8 protein-coding genes are annotated in these 19771 nt (G+C 43.4%); 4 read left to right on the top strand and 4 right to left on the bottom strand.

Annotation, left to right across the window (positions count from 1 at the left end):
* Positions 1 to 129 precede the first annotated feature (129 nt).
* From BUB08_RS00050 to BUB08_RS00040, 3 genes are read right to left on the bottom strand one after another with little or no spacing between them, the layout of a single operon-like run.
* On the bottom strand, positions 130 to 2985 hold the full coding sequence (locus BUB08_RS00050; protein ID WP_217651518.1) for a glycoside hydrolase family 3 C-terminal domain-containing protein: 2856 nt from the start codon (positions 2983 to 2985) through the stop codon (positions 130 to 132).
* 42 nt (positions 2986 to 3027) lie between these two features.
* Positions 3028 to 4626: a beta-N-acetylhexosaminidase gene (locus BUB08_RS00045; protein ID WP_072997807.1), complete on the bottom strand. Its 1599-nt coding sequence runs from the start codon at positions 4624 to 4626 to the stop codon at positions 3028 to 3030.
* Positions 4626 to 5840, bottom strand: a complete 1215-nt coding sequence (locus BUB08_RS00040) for a glycoside hydrolase family 88 protein (RefSeq protein ID WP_072997805.1) — start codon at positions 5838 to 5840, stop codon at positions 4626 to 4628. Before BUB08_RS00040 ends, BUB08_RS00045 begins: the two co-directional genes overlap by 1 nt.
* A gap of 590 nt (positions 5841 to 6430) precedes the next feature.
* Between BUB08_RS00040 and BUB08_RS00030 the strand changes: the two genes are divergently transcribed.
* The 4 genes from BUB08_RS00030 to BUB08_RS00015 all read left to right on the top strand — a co-directional run bounded on the left by BUB08_RS00030 (position 6431) and on the right by BUB08_RS00015 (position 15952).
* The gene (locus tag BUB08_RS00030; protein WP_072997801.1) at positions 6431 to 9574 is read left to right on the top strand and encodes a SusC/RagA family TonB-linked outer membrane protein; all 3144 of its coding nucleotides are present in this window, start codon (positions 6431 to 6433) and stop codon (positions 9572 to 9574) included.
* 30 nt (positions 9575 to 9604) lie between these two features.
* Positions 9605 to 11230: a RagB/SusD family nutrient uptake outer membrane protein gene (locus BUB08_RS00025; protein ID WP_072997798.1), complete on the top strand. Its 1626-nt coding sequence runs from the start codon at positions 9605 to 9607 to the stop codon at positions 11228 to 11230.
* Positions 11231 to 11405: 175 nt separating this feature from the next.
* Positions 11406 to 14330, top strand: coding sequence for a chondroitinase family polysaccharide lyase (locus tag BUB08_RS00020; protein WP_072997795.1), 2925 nt, complete (start codon positions 11406 to 11408; stop codon positions 14328 to 14330).
* Positions 14331 to 14413: 83 nt separating this feature from the next.
* Positions 14414 to 15952 (top strand): sulfatase family protein, encoded by a 1539-nt coding sequence (locus BUB08_RS00015; RefSeq protein WP_072997793.1) that lies wholly within the window; start codon positions 14414 to 14416, stop codon positions 15950 to 15952.
* 73 nt (positions 15953 to 16025) lie between these two features.
* Here BUB08_RS00015 and BUB08_RS00010 read toward each other — a convergent pair whose 3' ends face one another.
* On the bottom strand, positions 16026 to 18941 hold the full coding sequence (locus BUB08_RS00010) for a two-component regulator propeller domain-containing protein (RefSeq protein WP_072997790.1): 2916 nt from the start codon (positions 18939 to 18941) through the stop codon (positions 16026 to 16028).
* Positions 18942 to 19771: the final 830 nt, after the last annotated feature.

Genomic DNA, 19771 nt, shown 5'->3' with positions numbered 1-19771 from the left:
CTTAACCTTAACCGGCTATCCTGACAATAGCATTTTCCCATAACGCCGTTCGCGCAAAAAAGCCTGTTGATTCTTCGGTTACTTCTTCAGCAATAAAACACGAACGATTTTACATAACATAAAACCGATTTATTTCCTTTCGCGTAATACTATTTCGGCAATCGATGATTTGCTGTTATTTTGGGTTCCAAACAGAATCAATCTTAAGTCAGAAGCAGGATAGCCGTCAAAAGAGTAGGTTTCGACTTCTGCAGACCCGTTGCTTTTTCCGGAATAAACCGGAATAAATTGCCCGCCACCACCAGACAGTTGTATCTCGAACCGGAAAACATCGTCTGTTCCCTTTGCCCAACGAATACCCATTTCGGTAGGGACAGCCCCTTCTTTCAGTTCAAAATCAATTGAAGCTCCTTTTTGGGTTGCTGTCCACAACGTATTTTCATTGTTATCGAATAAATTAGAGATTTGTGTTTTATTCTCGGATGGATGTACAAACGGGAATTTGTCATCTTTTTTGTTGTGGAAAGTTGAAGCGGACTCACCCTCGTCCAATACCTGCAGTTCTTTCTCCAGTTTTATATCTTCAGATGAAGCGCCAATCATTATTTTAAAGGTTCCCGGCTCCACAATGTATTCCATATTTTCATCAAGGAAAGCCAAATCTTCCGGTTTCAGCGTAAACGTAACCTCTGTTTCTTCACCTGCATTCAGGTGCACACGCTGGAATCCCCTGAGTACTTTCTCGTAAGTAGTAACCGAGCTCACTTCGTCTCTCAGGTACAACTGAACAACTTCATCTCCGGCGCGGTCGCCTGTATTTTTTATTTTGAAAGAAACGGAAAAGCTTTGAGACGGAGTAATTGTTGCCGGGGTTACTTTTATTTCATTGTACAAAAACGTTGTATAACTAAGTCCGTAGCCAAAAGGGAACAAAGCTCCGTTCACTCTGGCACGGCTTCCCGACGGCCCGTTTTGCCCCCATGCATCTATTTGAGCTCCCGGTTTACTCGGAAATTTAAACGGGATTTGCCCGGCGGTTTTAGGCACCGTCACCGTCAGCTTTCCACCAGGATTGTAATCGCCAAACAAAACATCGGCAATCGCTGTTCCTCCTTCTGCTCCGGGGTAAAACGCCTGCAATATGCCAGGCACATATTGCGTCGGCCAGTTAATTGACAACGGACGTCCGCTAATCACAACCAAAACTACGGGCTTTCCCGTTTGCCAGATCGCCCGAATTAAATCATTTTGTTTTCCGGGAAGTTCGAGGCTTGTTCTTGATTTGTTTTCACCGCATGTACGCTGAGAGCCACCTACAACAACCACTGAAACATCAGCATTTCTGGCTGCTTCTACCGCTTTTTCAATACCTGCTTTTTCAGTTTCGGTAAGAGGTACCGGAAATAATTCACTGTCAGGCCACGTTGCATCAACCAATTCGCATCCCTTTTCGTATACAACCTCTGTGTTTTCTCCGGCTTTTTCGCGAATTCCGTCGAGCACAGTAGAAACTTCAACGGCCAATGGTCCGTAATGAGTAAGCGCATAACTTCCGTCGTTGGCATTTGGCCCGATTACGGCTATCTTTTTAACTTTACTTTTGTCTAAAGGAAGAATTTCTCCTTCGTTCTTTAACAAAATAATCGACTCACGAGACGCCTGCAAAGCAACGTTTTGGTGCTCGGTGCTGTTAACCGTTTCATCCGCTTTTTCGATGTCTTTTACATACGGCTCATCAAACAGGCCAATCAAAAACTTAACACGAAGAACGTCTCTGACGCGCTCGTTAATAAGTTCTTCGGAGATGGCTCCATCCTGAATTAATTCCCTTAGCGGTTCCACAAACGATTCAGGAGAACGAAATGTACAACGCACATTCAGCCCGGCTTCAACCGACTGCCGAACAGCCTCTTTATAATTTTCTGCGGTGTGATGTTTACTGTACAAATAAAGCACGGCATCGCTGTCAGAAACCACATAGCCTTTAAAATTGAACCGGTTTCGCAAAACCTCGGTGAGGTAATAGAAACTGCTTTGTATGGGCATTCCGTCGTAATCGTTGTACGAACTCATTACACCGAGCAATCCGGCCTCCCGTATTACGCGCCGAAAAGGGTAAAGATGAATCAATTCAGTTTCGCGAGGGGCAATCTGCGGGTCAACCCGCGAAAGTCCTTCCCGTGCACCTTTGTTGTTACTATATATGGCAAAATGCTTTGCCGTAGATGCCACCTGGTAATTGGTCTGCAATCCTTTTGTCATTTCAATTCCCAACTCGGCAACCAAAAAAGGCGATTCTCCATATACCTCCTCCATCCGGCCCCAACGCTGGTCGCGGGCTACATCCAAAATAGGAGCATAAACATTGGTGTACCCCAGCAGCCTGGCTTCTTTTCCGGTAATATTACCAACCTCGCGAATTAACTCTCTATTCCAGGTTTGCCCCAATGCCAGTTGTGTTGGGAAATTTGTTGCGATATAGTTTTCTACGCCTCTTATTCCTTCGTTTGTGAAATCGGCCGGAATACCAAGCCGTGTTTTCTCAATAAAAAACCGTTGCACTTCATTCAGCGCCTCGGCATGATTTGATGCCGGCCAGCATAACGGGCTTTCCATCGGAGGACGCCCCCACCCTGCAAAACCGTTCAGATGCTCGTCGATGGCACCTATTCCGTCTTTCCACAAGGCATTTTCCCACTCAGGCGTAGGAAGCGAATCTTTTAAAACCCGCCGGTAACCATACAAAGTAACCATTTGGCAGGTTTTTTCTTCCATATTCATTTGCGACAATAAGTCTTCAATCCTATCATCAATCAAAGCTTCCGGGTCTTCATAAATATCCTTCTTCCCGTTTTTATTCAAATCAATCCATCCTTGGTTATAAATTGACGAATCGATATGCTTTTTTTGTTCAACTTTTGCCGTTGAAATAGTTGTGCACGAAAGACAAATTACCAGAAATATATACAGTTCTTTTCTCATCATTTTCTTTTTTTGCCAGCCAGGTACCGAAAGGAAGTTTCTGCGTTATTCAATTGAAGACGGAGGAACCGGCCCTTTAATCTCCGGTGTGGCATTACGATTTTCCGGATTGAAATAGGTAACCCCTTGCTTTTCAAACAGTGAAAAAGAAGGCTTTAGCCGCCAAAGAAATTCCTTGTATTCGGGAGAGTTGTTGCTCCATGCAATTTCGGCAAGAGCAGCAATTCGCGGGTAAGTCATAAAATCAAGCCGCTCGCCGCTATGAATGGTTTCACTCCAGAGGTTGGCCTGCACCCCCACAATTAACGACGGATATAAAGTAAGTGGCTCTTTATAGATTTGATTAAACTCAAGTATCTTCTCTAGCGGAGAAAAATCTCCGTCCCAACGTCGGCCCGATGTGTGCGCTGAATCCTGAACAAAGTCAAAATACAGTGGAATCCGCGGACACATAACTGTTTGGTATCCTTTTTCCAACCCCAGCATCAGCTGGTCTGGTTTGTTGTGCCGCCACCACATAACCCGGCACTGGTCCGGAGCCACTCCCCAAGTCACAATTTCGTCCCAGCCAATCATGGTTTTGTTCAGAGCGGTAATGCTGTCTGTCATTCTTTTTATGAAATAAGACTCTACTTCTTTCAGGTCTTTAAGCTGATTTTTTTTCATCAACGCCTGGACCTGCGGGTCTGTATTCCACTGCTCGTTTCCAAAATGTACTTCGTCGCCTCCAAGGTGAATGTATTTGGAAGGGAAAAGCTGTGTTATTTCTTTAAGAATGTCGGTAAGGTAACCATACGTTTTTTCATTTCCAGGATTAAACGTAAAATGCGGAAATTTTGCCGATCCGCCACCACTATATTCAGGATAAGCTTTATTGGCAGCAGTAGCGTGTCCGGGCATATCTACTTCCGGAATAATTTCAATAAAACGTTCGTTTGCGTACTGAACAATTCCCCTGATTTCGTTCTGAGTATAATACTGCGCAGGAGCATTCGAATCGGAAAAGTTACCAATTCCGCCAACTTCGGTTAGCAACGGGTATTTTTTAATTTCAATCCGCCATCCGTTAACATCGGTAAGGTGCCAGTGAAACACATTCAACTTGTAAAAAGCCATCCAGTCCAACAGTTGCTTAACTTTTTCTTTTCCGAAAAAATGACGCGATTCGTCTAACATCAATCCTCTCCAGCCAAAGCGGGGGTTGTCTGATATTTTTATTTTGGGAATTTCTGCTTTAAAGCCCGTTCTGTTTGCCTCAGTTAGTTGTGCAAGTGTTTGCAGCCCATAAAACATACCTGCATCGGTAGAAGCTTCAAGAAGAGCCTTGCCACGGGTTATTTTCAGTTGATAAGATTCATTGTCCGCCGTATTTTTGTTTTTAACATACCGAAGAACAAGGTTGGCAGATTCGTTCGATTCTTTTTCCCTGAACGGAAAATCAATTCCGCACGCTTTAATCTGCTCTGCAAACTGATTAAAAACTTTTTCTCCATCATTTTCGCAATCTGCCACCCAGGCTTCTGTTTTAAAGCCGGCAGCCTTTTTTAAGTTACTGTTAGCAGGAGATGGAATAACTTGTACTTTTTGTCCGAAGGAACAAAGAACCTGAAACAGAAAAATTACCAAAAGCGTTCTCTTTCTCATTACATATTATTTTTCATATTCATTTTTCGGCACAGGGCTTCAAGAAAATAGTAGTCGGCGTAATTTAAGGGGACATCTATTTCGGCATTATGCGGGATACTGCCTACCGAATGCATCAAAATAAAATAATTATTTGTTCCGGGGTTAGCCCGGTATGCGGGCGAAGATAAGCTTTTCATGATATTATCTGCTTTCGCAATGTAACTTTCTGTGTTGTCTGAATAGCTTGCCAGCTCATACAAAGCCGACGCTATAATTGCCGCGGCAGATGCGTCCCGGGGCTCGTTGGGAATATTTGGAGCATCGAAATCCCAGTACGGAACCAAGTCGTCAGGAAGATTAGGATTATTAAAGATAAAAGCTGCAACATTCTCGGCTTGGGCCAGGTAAGTCGGATTTTGAGTTTCTCGGTAACAAATGGTGTAACCGTACAAAGCCCATGCTTGTCCGCGTGCCCATGCAGAATCATCGGAATATCCCTGAGCTGTATATTTTCCTCTGACACCTCCCGTAACCGGATCGTAGTCTACAACGTGCCACGAGCTGTAATCCTCGCGGAAATGGTTTTTCAGGGTTGCATCGGCATGACTGACAGCAATGTTGTAAAAGGCAGAGTCTCCCGTTAATTCCGTAGCTTTAAATAAAAGCTCAAGATTCATCATATTATCAATAATTACAGGGCACATCCAGCCACGCTCTGCCTGCCATCCCCTATCGGTATTCCACGACTGAATTACTCCTGCCGCCGGACGAAAACGGGTGGAAAGCGATTTTGCAGCTTCTATAAGCACATCCCTGTATTTTTTTTCTCCGGTAAGACGATAAGCATTGCCATAACTACAATTAATCATAAAACCAATATCGTGATGCCAGGTGAGGTATTTCACAGAATCGAGCGACTCGGTGATTTTTATTCCATAGTCTTTCCATCTTTCGTTGCCGGTCATTTCGTACATGTACCACATGGTACCCGGGAAAAAACCGCTCGTCCAGTCTTGCCTTCTCACGTAGCGCGTCGAGCCATCTTTATTAATCGTGCGGGGATTTAATATTTTCCCTGTCTTTTCTATAGCATCCAACTGAAATCCGATTTGCTGCGAAGCATTCGTCAGGTTCTCCGAAATAAAATTTCCGGATTTCTTATCAGTAGTATTACATCCCCAAATAATTCCGGAGAAAATGACAACAAATAAGAATGTGCTTGTTCTATTCATGATAATAATATTTGAGCCGTAAATAAGCTTTGTCCGTTTTTTTATTCTAAAGTAGCGGTTGAAGCATCATCTCAGGAGACGAAAAACGCAGGCCGGGTACTAAATTCAATGTTCGTTGGTATCAAAAATATGGGAATCGATACAATCAACTGATTTAAAATACATTAACAATATACAATCAAAAACAAACGACTATTTTATTGCAGAATAAGACAAAACTAAAATGGTTTTCAAAAGAGTATAAAACACTAACAACAAGGGAGTTGAAAACAAATCAAGCATTTTTAATTATGAATATGCATGCAAAAGCAGATGAAAAATTCCATTTTTACGGCCAGTCCGGGCGTTTTTCACACAAAAACAAGGTGCACAAAGTCCCAATATGTTTTACAAAAGGATTTTCATTTTCAAACATTATTAACACATTTTCAAAATATTACAATTCCCAAATTCGAAAACAGAGGTTCCATATCCGCAATTTTGTTCCGTTTTGCATAATATGGGATTTTGAAGTTATTGCCATTTTATAAGTTTACGTGCAGAAAGTGTAGGCAATCAAAATTTTTTTATCTATTAATAAAAACCAAACTATGGGAAAAATTAAAAATTTACTACTAATTGCTGTTTTCATAGGAACTAGTTTGGGAGCTTTTGCTCAAACAGAAATCAGAGGAACAGTTACTTCAAAAAGCAACGGAGAAACAATTCCGGGTGCCAATGTTGTTGTAAAAGGAACTACGCAGGGAACCATCACAGGAATGGATGGGAGATTCACCATTACGGTAAACGATAAAAACGCAACTTTAGAATGCAGTTTTATCGGATTTAAAAAAGTTGAACTTCCTTTAAACGGAAGAACGGAAGTAAATATCGTTATCGAGCCAGATGTTATCTCACTACAGGAAGTAGTTGCTGTGGGTTACAGCACAGTTTCTAAACGCGACCTTACCGGTTCGGTAGGCCAGGTAAAAGGCGAAGTTCTGGCAAAAAGCCCGGTAACCAACTACGACCAGGCGCTTGCAGGCCGGGTTGCCGGGGTGCAGGTATCGGCTGCCGACGGAACGCCGGGAGAAGGCCTTAATATTGTAATACGCGGGGGAAACTCAATTACCGGCGACAACTCTCCGTTATATGTTGTGGACGGTATCCCCATTGAAGATTTTGATCCGGGGAGCATCAGTTCGCATGACATCGAATCGTTCGACGTACTAAAAGATGCTTCGGCGTCGGCCATTTATGGTTCGCGAGGTGCAAACGGGGTAATTATTATTACCACAAAAAGCGGGAGAAACGACGGAACAACCGAAATCTCACTAAACTCGTCAATCGGTTCGCAATGGATCGACAACCGACTGGATGTTATGTCACCGTACGACTATGTAAAATATTTACAGGAAGTTCAAACATTCAGAGGTGATACCTACCTGGAAAGTTTTAACACCTACTGGGTTGATCCCGAAGAATACAAAAATGCTCAACCCATCAACTGGCAGGATAACATTATGAGGACGGCGTTCATTCAAAATCATAATTTATCGCTTAGCGGTGGTACGAACAAATCATCTATTTATTTATCTGTTGATTACTCAGACCAGGCAGGAACGCTGATAAATACGGGGTACAAAAAGATAAACAACAACCTCAAATTTACGCATCGGATAAACGAAAAAGCCCAGTTGGGCGGATACTTAAATTATTCGTACATATACAGAAACGGGCTTAATGTTTCGGGAAACAACAGGCTAAGTATTATTCGCGATGCCATCACATTCAGGCCGGTGCGCCCGTTGGTTGATGACGGAAAAGAAGGCGGGCTTGACCTCGAAGACCCCAACGACCTTCGTTTTGACCCGGTAAAAACGTTGAGCAACACCGACCGTTATCAGCGGCAGGATGTGGTAAGAGGAAGCCTGTTTCTCAACTACAATATTACCACCGCATTAAAGCTGAAAGTTTCGGGAAACTACCAGGTTAACAATCAGAAAGAGTCTGTCTTCTACAAAAAAGACACCTACCAGGGAACCAAGGGAATTGACGGAGTAAACGGAACGCTTAGCGACCGCCACAATCAAACTTTGTCAACGTCAAATACATTAACGTATAAAAAGAAATTCAACAAAATACACAATCTGACAGCGCTGGTTGGAACCGAGGCTCAGATTTCTTCGGTGGACAACTTCCAGGCAAAAAATAAAAAAATACCAACCGACGCCTTTGGTACCGACAAATTGGAACTGGGTACAGAACCTGAAATTCCAACTTCTTACGCGTCAGAAAACAAATTGGTTTCGTTTTTCGGAAGTGTTAATTACGGATACAAAGACCGTTACCTGCTTACCATGAATTACCGTGCAGACGGTTCGTCCAAATTTGCAAAAGGAAATCGATGGGGCTATTTCCCGTCAGCGGCTTTGGCGTGGAGATTAATAGAAGAGCAATTTATCAGCAACCTTAATATCTTCTCCAACCTTAAGTTGCGCGTTGGTTACGGTGTTACCGGAAATAACCGGATTAACGATTCTGCAGCATTTTCATTAATAAATTACGACGAGTACAGTGGTTATTCGTTCGGAAATGCTTACGCGCTCGGAACCTACTACGCCAGCCTGGCTTCGGCCGATTTGAAATGGGAAACAACTGCACAGTCGAACCTTGGAATCGACCTTGGATTTGCCGACAACCGCGTTGTGGTAACCGCTGACTTTTACCGAAAAAACACCAGCGACCTTTTACTGAATGCCGACATGGCACTTAGCACCGGCTACTCACAGGTACTGCAAAATGTTGGCGAAGTTCGCAACGAGGGGCTGGAACTTTCACTCAACACGGTTAATGTTTCCAATAAATCCTTCAGATGGAATACCTCATTTAACATTTCGTTCAACAAGAATAAAACGATTTCGCTCAACTCCGGACAGGATGCAATTTACACCAACCCCGACTGGTATTTTAAATTCACCGAATACCAATACATTACCAAAGTTGGCGAGCCGGTGGGAATGATTTACGGCCTTAAACGCGACGGTGTTTACCAGTTTGAAGACTTTAATTACGATGAAGAAACCGACACATACACATTAAAGGAAGGCATTCCGGACAACGGAAAAACAGTGGCTCCGGGAAGTGTTAAGTTCAAAGACATTTCGGGACTGGACGGAACTCCCGACGGCACAATCAATGAACTCGACCGCGTGGTAATTGGCAATCCTCATCCAAAACATTTCGGAGGGATAACCAATAACTTCTGGTTCAAAAATTTCGATTTGGAAGTATTCTTCCAGTGGTCGTACGGAAACGACATTCTGAATGCAAACCGTGTTATGTTTGAAAATCCCGGATTAATCGGCCCGGAATATAACATGCTGGCTGCCGCTGCAGACCGCTGGACTCCGGAAAACCCGACAAACGAGGTGCAGGCTTACCAGTATGCAGGTGTCTATGGATTTCCGCAGGACGGAAACCTGATTTCGGATTACTATGTTGAAGATGGTTCTTACCTAAAACTGAAAACAGTAACTTTCGGATATACGTTCAATAAAAGTATTCTGAATAAGCTGGGCATTAAATCGTGCAGGCTTTATGTTGCCGGGCAAAACTTATATACCTGGACAAAATACTCCGGTTACGATCCTGATGTATCTGTTGGAAAATACGGGGCTTTAACTCCCGGATTAGACTACTCTGCATACCCAATGAGTTCAACGTTTATGGGAGGAGTAGAAATTAAATTCTAATTGTTTTAATCATCATAAAACACGAGACAAATGAAAAATAAATTATCGATACTAATAAAAAGCATAACATTAGGCATCTTCCTGGCCGGGGCAGTATCCTGCGAAGACTATCTTTCGGTCGACCCAAAATCGAGCTGGGTGAAAGAGGCATTTTACGAAAACGAAGACGAAGTACAAATGGGGCTTGCCGGCATTTACAATTACCTCGGGCAGGATGCAACATACGGACAGGTAATTTCAGCAATGTTTGAAGCAGGAACCGACGAAGCGCTCTTCAACAGAAACAATAACAACTGGGCAATTGGGTTGTACAACCACACACCCGCCGATGCCAACCTGCGTATAACATGGCTGGCATTGTACCAGGGAATAGAAGCCGCCAACAATTTTATTGCGAAGGTGCCCAACACTTCGGGAATTGATGAAACAACACGCGATTCCTATTTGGGAGAAGCTTATTTTATGAGAGCTTTATACTATTTCGACCTGGTTCGCTGGTGGGGAGAAGTTCCTCTCAGGCTTACACCAACCGCAGGCATCAACGATAATGATTTAGCGGCAGCTTCGTTAGAAGAAATATACCAGCAAATTATTACCGATTTTACGTTTGCAAGCGAACACCTGCCACATGCCAAAGACCAGAGCGAGCCCGGCCATGCCAACAAAATGGCAGCTCACGGAATGCTGGCCCGCGTTTATCTTACAATGGCAGGCTACCCCATGCAAAAAACAGAAATGTATGCCGAAGCCGCTGCACAATGCGACATTGTTATTTCCGACGGATGGCACCAATTGAATCCATCGTACAAACAGGTATTCTTAAATTATATCGAAAACAAATACGACAGAAGTGAGTCGATGTTTGAAGTTGAATTCACCTTGATGCGCGACCAGGGAATACGCGAAGATGGCCGTATCGGGCAAATTAACGGGGCACAGTTCTACTACTACCCTACCCAGACAGAACCGTTTGCTTATGCCATGCTGCAAAATTCAGTAAAACTGAACTCTATTTACGAAGAAGGCGATGAACGCGATGAATGGAATAACGCTCGGTTTATTTGTAACAGCGGAGGAAACATCTCAAAAGTAAGTAACGAGTTAAAAATATGGCCGGGTAAATTCCGCCGGTGGGAACCAATTACCTACGGAAAAATTACTGAAGGAGTAGGCTCTTACAAAGTTCTGGAAGGGGTTGCAACTCCCGACAAAAACTTTACCGGCATCAACTATCCGTTATTGCGTTATGCCGATATTCTGCTAATGAAAGCTGAGTGCGAAAATGAAATTAACGGCCCGGCAAATGCCTATCAATACCTCGACCAGGTGCGAGTAAGAGCAGGGTTGCAGGATGTTGACAAAGGAACCATATCCGGAAAAGAGCAGTTCCGCAAAGAAATTCAGGATGAACGCATGCGCGAGTTGTGTTTCGAAGGTGTTCGCAAACACGATTTAATCCGTTGGAATATTTTGGGTGAGTCGTTAACAGAACTAAACGAAATGATTGATGCGACAAACCGCTCGGATAAAGACAAAGCTCTTTACAAACGGGCCGGTGAAAATTTTGTACCGTCAAAACACACCATCATGCCTTATCCGATACAGGAAACAACCATGAACCAAAAACTGGATCAGCATTCAGAGTGGCTTCAATAAGCTTGTTTTTATTCAATATAAATAGTGAAAGTGGTTGCTGGGTTCAGTGCCACTTTCATTATTAATGCAGTTATTCTACACTAAATTTGCAACATAAAAATCAACAAAACGGAAATAGCATCAATCTCTTTACATGAGCTTTATTTCTAGTATAAAAAATCAGCGAACCTTCAAAATGAAAAAGTTTTTCATCCTCTTTTTTTTATTGTCTGTTTCGGCAACAGCCTTTTCTCAATATCTTGTATTGGAAGAAAATATTCCGCACGGCTGGGAAACAAATGCCCCTGCAGTGCTTTCAATCAGTAACAAACACGGTAAACTGGGCAGCCAGTCGGTTGAATGGAAGTGGAAACCGGGAACCGCAATAACAATAGATAATCCGGAGGGGATGAAACAGGCTCTCCAAAACGAAGAAGGAGGAATGACCCTGTGGATTTACAACGAGACACCGCTGGATGCGCCGCTTCGTTTCGAATTTGGCAACAGCTCAGGCGTTGAATATTGGTTTAACTTCCGACTGAACTATAAAGGCTGGCGGGCCTGCTGGATTCGTTTCGACGAAGATATGAACGGCAATAAAACATCAAAAAACCTGGATTACCTGAAAATATGTGCTCCTGAAAATGCAACAGAAGGCACGGTGTATTTCGACCGGATGAAATTTCAGAAAAGTGTACACCGCCAACGCACGCCCGATGCTCAACTTCCATTTATCAATCCGGAGATAAACGAAAACCACTGGGCTGCGTTGTGGCATTGGTACAGCACTTACAAATATTCGTTGCAAAAAGAGCAAATCAGCAACCAGACAATTGACGAGCTGAAAAAAATAGAGCAACGCCTCACAAAAACAGCAGCCGGAGGAAACTTTTCTTCTACGGCATTAGACCGTGCAAAAGCCGGTTTTCTCGCACTAAAAATCCACCGGGAATCAGGAAATATCACCGGTCCGGCCTTTGTTTATAACGACGAGTACATTAAGGCCAATAACGACCTCAGGATGATCGATGCCGGAGACCTCTTATTAAAACTTGCCAAAGGATGGTATTTTCTTAAAGATGCTGAATGCCGCCAAATGTTTATTGATTTGGCCGACCACTTAAAAGACCAGGGCTGGGCAGTTGGAAGCGGCCTGGGCACAAATCATCATTACGGTTATCAGTTTCGAAAATTCGCCCCGGCTTTTCTTTTGATGAAAGATGCTCTTGCCGATGAAAACAGACAAACAGAGTATGCCAATATTTTGCTCTACTGGTGTGGAGTACCGGAACTAAGAGAAGAGCCGGAACCCGGCACGTTACAAGGAATTATCGACAGTTGGAACACAATGACCATGTCGAGGCTGATGGCCATATCAATGCAAAACGACCTGGAGCAGCGCGATTTGGATTACAGGGCTTTTAAACGATGGATGGAAGCTTCCATCGACTACTCTCCGGGAACCATGGGTGGAATCAAACCAGATGGAACCTGTTTCCACCACGGTGGTTTATACCCCTCGTATTCGGCAGGCGGATTCACGGGAATCGGAGATTACATACGTCTGTTAAAAGACACCAAATATGCGCTCGACCAGGACGCAAATCGAAACCTGAAACAAGCTTTGTCGTCCATGATAAGCTATTGCGCAAACGACGAATGGGGTTTTGGAATTTGCGGGAGGCATCCTTTGGGAGGTAAACTAAGCAACGGGGTTATTAATGTAATTGGCCAACTGGCAACCTGCAGCGATTCTGAAAAAGAAACTGCTTTCGACAAAGAGATGGCATCAGCCTTTTTGCGGTTAAATTCGAGCCAGAACAAACCAGCCGCGCAATTTCAGCAGGCCGGAATTAAAGCAGAATTAGCCCCCGCGGGTTTCTTCGCATACAATTATGGTGCGCTGGGAATTCATCGGCGCGAAAACTGGATGGTCAGCCTGAAAGGATACAGCAAATACGTTTGGGGTTCGGAAATTTACACGGCGAACAACCGGTTTGGCCGATACCAATCTTACGGAACCGTTCAGATTATGAATGCCGGCAACCCGGTAACTCTGGAGTCTAATGGTTTCGAAGAAGACGGATGGGACTGGAACCGCTACCCCGGAGCCACGGTAATTCATCTGCCGCTCGACTTGCTCGAAAGCCCTTACCCGGGAACCCTGATGGAAAAATCGGAAGAGACTTTTGCCGGCGCTCTTTCTTTTGAGAAGATGAACGGAATTTTCGGAGTCAAATTAAAAGAGAAGGATCGCCCCAATTTTACGCCGGATTTTGTAGCCCGGAAGTCCGTTTTTTGTTTCGACAGTCACATTATTTATCTGGGAACCGGAATTTCAAACTCGAACGAGAAATACCCCACAGAAACAGTTTTGTTTCAAACCGCTCTTCATAAGAAAAAGCAAAGCATTACAGGAAATAACAAGTTAAACTTAAAAGGTTTTCCGAAGGAAGTTTTCCTGGATAAGAACAAAGCGAATTGGTTTATCGATATTAACAACAACGGCTATTATCTGCCGGCATCTCAGGATGTAACAATCCGAAAATCGACTCAGCATTCGAAACACAACAGAACGAAGGAAGAGACGGTTGGCGATTTTGCTGCAGCCTGGATAAACCACGGAGTGTCGCCGAGAAATGCCAGCTACGAATACGCCGTATGGATTAATTCGGACACCGAAAGAATGCAGGAGGTTGCAGCAAAAATGAAATCTGATAGCGAACAAATTTACAGTGTGCTGAAAAAAGACAATTCGGCTCATATCGTTGCGGACCACACAACCGGAATTACCGGCATGGTGCTTTTTGAAGCGCATAGTTCTGACGATTCGTTTTTAGTTATGGACAACAGTCTTCCGTGCCTGATTATGTACCGGCAGGAACCGGGAACAGAGGTTCGGTTGAGTCTGGTAAATCCGGATTTAAATTTGCCTGACAATAGTTACACGTCCAACCGTCCGGCTGAAAAAACCGAGGTTTTGATTACGCTAAAAGGAAAATGGTCGTTGCCTGTCCCTTCATCTAAATACAAAATAGAAGGATACGAAAACAACAACACGGTTATCAAATTCATTTGCAGCGACGGGCTCCCCGTTGAACTAACGCTAGAGCAAGAGTGAATGTCTTTCTCTCGTTCACTTCTACGACCGGCATAAACGCCGATACAACAACATGTTTTAATACAACGAACAAAAAAAGAATCATGAATATAGGTAGAAAAATTACACTTGGGATAGGAATTATTTTAACTGCCCTATCCGGCTGTCAGACACCACAGCCCCCCAAAGCCCCGAACCTGCTGTATGTTTTTCCCGACCAGTTCAGGAACCAGGCCATGGCATTTTGGGACACTCCGGAGTTTGAAGGGTCTATCCGAACTAAGGCCGACCCGGTAAAAACGCCTCAACTCGACCTGTTCGCTTCAGATGCCATGGTTTTCACAAACATGGTAAGCAACTGTCCTTTGTGCAGTCCGCACCGTGGTAGTTTAATGACAGGCCTTTTCCCGGGCTCCAGCGGCGTAATGCTGAACTGTAACTCGTCGCGCCCAGTCAGCTCTCTCCGAACCGATGTTACCTGTTTCAGTGATGTTCTTCATGAATCCGGTTACGAAACCGCATACATCGGAAAATGGCACCTCGATTTTCCAACACCCAACGACCCTGCCAATCCCGGAAACTATGTGGATCCGCGGAGGCCGGCATGGGACACCTACACACCCAAAGAACGCCGGCACGGATTTAATTACTGGTATTCATACGGAACCTGGGATGTGCACAAAGACCCGCATTACTACGACACCGACGGGAAGCGCCACGAACCCAAAGAATATTCGCCAAAGCATGAAGCAGACAAAGCAATTGCTTACCTGAAAAACGAAACAGGCGAACGCAATCCGGACAAACCTTTTGCTCTTTTCGTTTCAATGAATCCGCCACACAGTCCGTACAGATCGTTGGCTGATTGCATGGAAGAAGATTACGATTTGTACAAAGACATTCCGGTGGAAAAATTACTGCACAGAGATAATGCAGATACACAAATGCCCAAAGCAAAATCAGCTCCCTACTATTTTGCCAATGTTACCGGAGTTGACCGCGAATTCGGACGAATTGTGCAACAATTAAAAGAAATGGGAGAATACGAAAATACCATTGTCGTCTTCTCTTCCGATCATGGAGAAACAATGTGCAGCCAGGGAATTAAAGACCCTAAAAACAGCATATACACAGAAGCATTCAGTGTTCCTTTTCTCATTCGCTGGCCCGGCATGAATAAACCCGTCACAAATGACCTTATAATGGGCTCGCCGGATATTATGCCAACGCTGCTGGGAATGCTGGGGCTGAAAGATAAAATTCCGCCGGTGCACGGATTTGATTATTCCGATGTTTTAAAAGGAAAAGAAGACGCCCCGGCAGAACAGTCAGCGCTCTACATTCGGAACTACGACGGCGAAAAAGACAGCGTTGGCAATGTAGTGTCGTACTTTCCGGTGGCAAGAGGGATACAGACACACCGGTTCACCCTTGAATTGACCATTGACAAAAACCACCAACTGGTGAGCACCAAGTTTTTTAATGACCAGGAAGATCCTTATCAACTGGAAAACCTGCCGGTTGACAAGAACAATCCTGACGTGCAACAGCTTCTTCAAGAAATGGCCTTCTGGCTTAAACGCAGCGACGACCCCTGGTATAAAGAACAAATTCTGAGCGACTGGATTAAATACGATTTATAAGGGTTGATTACTGAATACTTTCCTTTGTAGTAAGCGCTTAGCGGCTATTGTTGCTAAGCGCTTATTGCAAAGCTTATTCTTTCTCCGGAACCTCTACGTATTTTTCGAAGTACTCGGCAGGAGTTAGCCCCATAAAATTCTTAAATATCCGGTAAAAGCTGGTCTTCGAATTAAAACCGCAATCTTCTGCAATCGACAAAAGGGTGAAATCTTTGTTCTTCGGATCACTCATCATCTCTTTCACGGCTTCTACCCGGTAATAATTTACAAAATCGTTAAAGCCGACATCCAATTGCTCTTTTAGCAACTTACTCAACTGAGCCAGAGAAATTTTAAGGTGAGCAGCCAACTGAATTTTCGTAAGCCTCTTATCCAGAAATAAACGCTCCCGTTCCATCGACTCAATTAACAACTGAAGATCTTTTTTTGTCCGCGGGTCGAGATGCGGATCCAGCTTAAAGCGCGGAAGCGAGTGAGCTGAGTCTGGTTGCTGTTTTTTTCTTCTCCATTCGGGAAGGAACTGCTTCAGTACTTTTCGGAAATAAATTAACAATACGGCAATTACTAAAACCAGAAAAGCATTGCTGATGTATCCGATAAGTTTGCGCAAATCCCGCGTAACCTTTATCGTTACGCTAACCGGCTCTTCCGACCAAATTCCGTCGCAATTGGCAGCTTTTATCCGCAACTCGTAATCACCGGGTTTCAGAGAGGAAAAGCTGAGGCTGTTTTTCTCGCCCGTGGTATAAGTCCAGGCGGCAGTATCGCCTTTTTCCGCAAAATAATACTTGTAGCTGTTCTTGTCCGAATCGACATAAGAAAAAGCAGAAAATTCAATTTCAATATCTTCGTGACTGTCTTTCAGGTTAATTTGTTCTTCAAAAACCATGGAACGTTTCAACGGAATATTGCCACCAACCTTCTGATTGGGGCTAACTGTATGTTTGAAAATACTGAGGTTGGTAAAACGGGGAACCGGAATGTAAGGGTTGCGGGTAAACTCGTTGGGATTAAAAACATTAAATCCATTGTTTCCCCCAAACAAAAGCAGCTCTCCAATCTTTTGTTTCACTTTATATTCAAAAATTTCTCCCTGCAATCCGTCAGAACCGGAATAATTTACAAAGGTTCTGTTTTCCGGTTCGAAATAGCTCAATCCTTTATTGGTGCCCAGCCACAAATGCTTGTTGTCATCTTCGAGAATACTCACCACAATAGGCCCGGGTAACCCGTCCTGAATATTGAAATTATCAAACGTATTTGTTGAATCGTTATAAAAGCACAAGCCATTTTCAGTCCCCAGCCAAATGCCTTTTTCATTTTCGAAAATATCCCAAACCTGGTTACTGGCAAGCCCATTATCTTCTTTATTCCAATGCTCGGTGTGCCCGGTTTCTAAATCATAACGCCCTACACCCGACATTTGAAGGCTGAACCACAGTTTTCCCGAGCTGTCGATATGCATCACTTTTATATTGTTCACCCTCGACGGGTCAATTTGATCCAGGTGCAGATCGAGCTTCTCGATTTTTTTACTGTTCTTGTCGTATCGAAATATGCCCCTGTCCATTTCCGAGAAATAGAGATTTCCATATTTGTCTTCAACTATTTCGTATATCCCTCTGTCGCTAAACTCGTAAATGCCGCCAAAATCAAACAAATCGAACCTGTCTTTCGGCTGATTGTATTTTAAAATTCCTTCCTCGGTTCCAAAATACAACTCCCCTGCCCCCGACAAAAACGATGTTAAAATATGGTTTGCAGCCGAACTGTTCTGTCGGTAATGAAAAAAACGACGCAACCTTCTGTCAAAACGTTCGATGCCTTCGTTTTGTGTTCCCATCCAAATATTTCCCTGTTTATCTGCTACAATAGTGCGAAGCATATTGTTTGCCAACGTGCTTTTGTCGTTGGGAACCGACTGATACAAATCAAAATGATGATTACGGTAACTAAAACTATTGGCGCCGTGCATTGTGCCTACCCAATATGTTCCGGAACGGTCGTGAAAACAACAATTAATAATACTGCTGCTGATTGAATAAAGATCGTGTGGATAGTGCTGGTATTTAACGATTTCTTCTTCCCGGCGTTTGTAATAATCCAGCCCGTTTTTGGTACCAATATACAGGTTTCCCTTGGTGTCTTCCATTATTGAAGTCACATGGTCGTCAGACAAGCCAAACTTTCCGTTGCCTTTTGTGATGCAATAAAATGATTCTTTTTCCCGATCAAAACGAGCCAGTCCGATTGTAGTTCCAAACCACAGAACGCCAAAGCTATCTTCAAAAATGGTTTCAACAAAGTTGCTGCACGGTGTTGACGGGTTATTGGGCTCATGAAGAAAAACCTGTTTACTGTGCTCCTTTAAATTCAGCCTGTTTATTCCATTCCCTGCCGTACCAACCCAAAGATACCCCAGCCTGTCGAAAAACAGTGCATTTACAATTCGTTCTCCCATGGTTATGCTTTTAAACTCATTATGATGGGCAAAATGCGGGTACACCACAAACTGATCTTTTTCTTTATCCAGGTAAAAAATACCGTTTCTTGTTCCTGCCCACAAGCCCCATTCATCACTAAACGTCAAATAGTTAACAAAACGGCTGAGGTCGAGGGGATTTTCTTCGTCAAACAAATAATGCTTGAATTTTTCGGTAAGCTGATTGTAACACAGCACGCCATAAGTAGTTCCAATCCAGAGGTTATGGTCGTCGTCTTCGCACAGGGAAGTTATTCTCAGTTTTGAAATTTGATCAAAATCATCGTCAGGTAGCGGAATGGGAACAATATTATGTCCATCGAAGCGGGCTAATCCCTCTTTTGTTCCAAACCAGATAAAACCTGTATGGCTTTGAAATACCACGTTAACCATGCTCGAAGGCATCCCGTCATCCACAGAATAGCGATGAAATACTATTTCACGGGCAAAAAACTTGGTGCTTGGCAACATAAGAATCAGTAACAGCAAGAATTTTATTTTTTGCATGTGTTGCCTTTTTTATTCTAAACGCTACGGTTATTCATTTCAGATATCAAAAACGTGCATTAAAACCACTGTCAACTTCTTCTGCCTGTTCCCAAAAACAGCCAGAAAATAAGGAACTTATTTCTGACATTATTAGCAAAATGAACAATTGTTTTTAACTCATCCGACACAGGGTGGCTGCGTTCGCTACACCTTCTGTCCTCTTCTTTGCGTTGTTTTCAATACCCCTTTTAACCGTGTTAAAATTGAACCCCAAATATCGGTATTTTAATCAACACCCACAAGAGATGGTATTTGATTCGGGAAATACATTCTGCATTTTTCGGGTAGTTACGCATGGCAGTTTTTTACGCATTGAATGTTGAGTTGGTTGTCTGGAGGACGAAAATCATGTACATGTTTTGTTTGGAGGAAACAAAACCGAAAACAGCAACAACAATAGTGAAGAATTGAATAACCGCTACACTTCCTGTTGTAACATCGGGCGTCCTGTGAGAATATAGAACGCCCTGTTGGTTTTTCTGCCTCTCCCTGTTACATAATTACCTTCCCTGTACTATTTTTTGCTCTTCCTGTTAAACAGGAAAGCGAAAAACTTAACAAGATTCAAGAAAAAATGCAACAGGGCGGCAAAAAATCCAACAGGGACACTAAAAAAGCGGCAGAAACCTGAAAAATCGCAACTGGAAGTCAAAAAAACTTACAGTCTCGTACCATTTTATTTTGCCTAATAATTCATGCCCATCATCCGATGGTTCAGGGTATAATTTCTCATACTTGATATTACGCCAGAACCTCTCAATGAATATATTGTCGATAGCTCGTCCTTT

This window comes from Mariniphaga anaerophila (assembly GCF_900129025.1).
Taxonomy (GTDB): domain Bacteria; phylum Bacteroidota; class Bacteroidia; order Bacteroidales; family Prolixibacteraceae; genus Mariniphaga; species Mariniphaga anaerophila.
Note: the sequence above shows the minus strand (reverse complement) of the source record. Positions and strands in the feature narration are given on the sequence as shown.

Coding starts and splice junctions, on each gene's coding strand:
- BUB08_RS00050 (WP_217651518.1), bottom strand. CDS start 2,985: ATGATGAGAAAAGAACTGTATATATTTCTGGTAATTTGTCTTTCGTGC.
- BUB08_RS00045 (WP_072997807.1), bottom strand. CDS start 4,626: ATGAGAAAGAGAACGCTTTTGGTAATTTTTCTGTTTCAGGTTCTTTGT.
- BUB08_RS00040 (WP_072997805.1), bottom strand. CDS start 5,840: ATGAATAGAACAAGCACATTCTTATTTGTTGTCATTTTCTCCGGAATT.
- BUB08_RS00030 (WP_072997801.1), top strand. CDS start 6,431: ATGGGAAAAATTAAAAATTTACTACTAATTGCTGTTTTCATAGGAACT.
- BUB08_RS00025 (WP_072997798.1), top strand. CDS start 9,605: ATGAAAAATAAATTATCGATACTAATAAAAAGCATAACATTAGGCATC.
- BUB08_RS00020 (WP_072997795.1), top strand. CDS start 11,406: ATGAAAAAGTTTTTCATCCTCTTTTTTTTATTGTCTGTTTCGGCAACA.
- BUB08_RS00015 (WP_072997793.1), top strand. CDS start 14,414: ATGAATATAGGTAGAAAAATTACACTTGGGATAGGAATTATTTTAACT.
- BUB08_RS00010 (WP_072997790.1), bottom strand. CDS start 18,941: ATGCAAAAAATAAAATTCTTGCTGTTACTGATTCTTATGTTGCCAAGC.